Here is a 1,367-nt window from a genome sequence, read left to right as displayed (position 1 = left end):
CTAACGGTTTTTGAAGCGGGGGCTTCTCGACTTATCGTTGCTTTTAGTAGCCAACGAAAACTGACCGAGCTATCCCTCTCGTTCCAAGAGTTCTTTTTGCTATGCTAACGCTAATAAGCGCAATCCTTCATGTTTGATATTAATAGAAGCGTTCCAGTCCCTGTCTGCCACAAAACCACATTCACAGTGGAATATGCGCTCAGAAAGAGATAGAGACTTCTTTACTTGACCACAACATGAGCAAGTTTTGGATGATGGAAACCACTTGTCTATTTTGATAAGTTTTTTCCCTTGTTCTTCTAACTTGTATTGGAGAAATGTTGTGAACATGCCCCATGCATGATCAGCAACGCTTTTACCGAAATGGAGTGCTTGTGACATCCCCTTCATGTTGAGATCTTCGATAACCACGCAATCATACCGTTTCGCTAATGTATGCGATTCTTTGTGTAGAAAGTCTTTTCGTTGATTGGCACTTCTTTCATGTAGCTTCGCTACTTTTAGGCGCTGTTTATGCCAACGATTAGAACCTTTCTTTCTGCGTGATAGAATACGCTGTTCCTTCGCTAATTTTCCCAAGGCTTGACGATAGAAGCGAGGGTAATTGGCTGTCTTACCTTCTTCACTATCGACAAATAAGCCATTCATGGAAAAATCCAAGCCAACAACAGCTTGTACTTCTTTTTGTCCAGGTTGATGTTCGTATGCGGTGAGAATAGAAACATAGTATTTTCCTGTTTTTGTTCGAGAAACTGTACAAGACTTGATCATATGATGCGACGGAATTTCCCGATGTTGCTTCATTTTTACGAGTTTCAGTTTCGGTAATTTGATATAGCCATCCAAAAGCATAATGTTTCCGTTTACCACATTGGTTGTGTAGGATTGTCTTGCTTTACGGTTTTTGAACTTCGGAAATTCAGCACGTCCAGAGAAGAAGTTTTTGTACGCCTTCTGCAAATTCAGTTGAGCGTTTGCCAACGCAAGGCTATCGACTTCTTTGAGCCATGCAAACTCCTTTTTGTACTTGGCAGGAGTCGGATATTTTTGCTTTTTCAAGGCTTCTTTGTCGTCCTTGAATTTCTCATATGCTTCCTTTCGTTCAGCCAACATTTTATTGTATACGAAACGAACTGAGCCAAAGGTTTTTGCAAGAAGTTGTTCTTGTTCTTGCGTTGGGTACAGACGGAACTTATATGCTTTGTTTGCCATATCGAATCACCTCCCCTTACTCATTATTATAGAACGAATGTTCCGTTTTGTGCAATGATTTCGGCTATCGTCAAACCGAAATTCATCTCCCCCTTAACCTTCACTCGCTACCGCATCGTTACGGTTTGAAGAGGGAGACTTCTTTCGGAGGAAGT

At 41.3% G+C, this 1,367-nt stretch carries 1 protein-coding gene; it reads right to left on the bottom strand.

The window, feature by feature from the left end; all coding sequences use genetic code 11:
* Window positions 1–99: 99 nt before the first annotated feature.
* Window positions 100–1,212, bottom strand: a complete 1,113-nt coding sequence (locus WD019_RS21615; RefSeq protein ID WP_425712805.1) for an RNA-guided endonuclease InsQ/TnpB family protein — start codon at window positions 1,210–1,212, stop codon at window positions 100–102.
* Window positions 1,213–1,367 lie beyond the last annotated feature (155 nt).

Source organism: Fictibacillus sp. Mic-4 (assembly GCF_049843615.1).
Lineage (GTDB): Bacteria > Bacillota > Bacilli > Bacillales > Fictibacillaceae > Fictibacillus_A > Fictibacillus_A gelatini.
This window is presented reverse-complemented; position numbering and strand designations above follow the sequence as displayed.

What these genes read in the sequence shown, in the direction of transcription:
- WD019_RS21615 (WP_425712805.1), bottom strand. Translation starts at nt 1,212, where the DNA reads ATGGCAAACAAAGCATATAAGTTCCGTCTGTACCCAACGCAAGAACAA.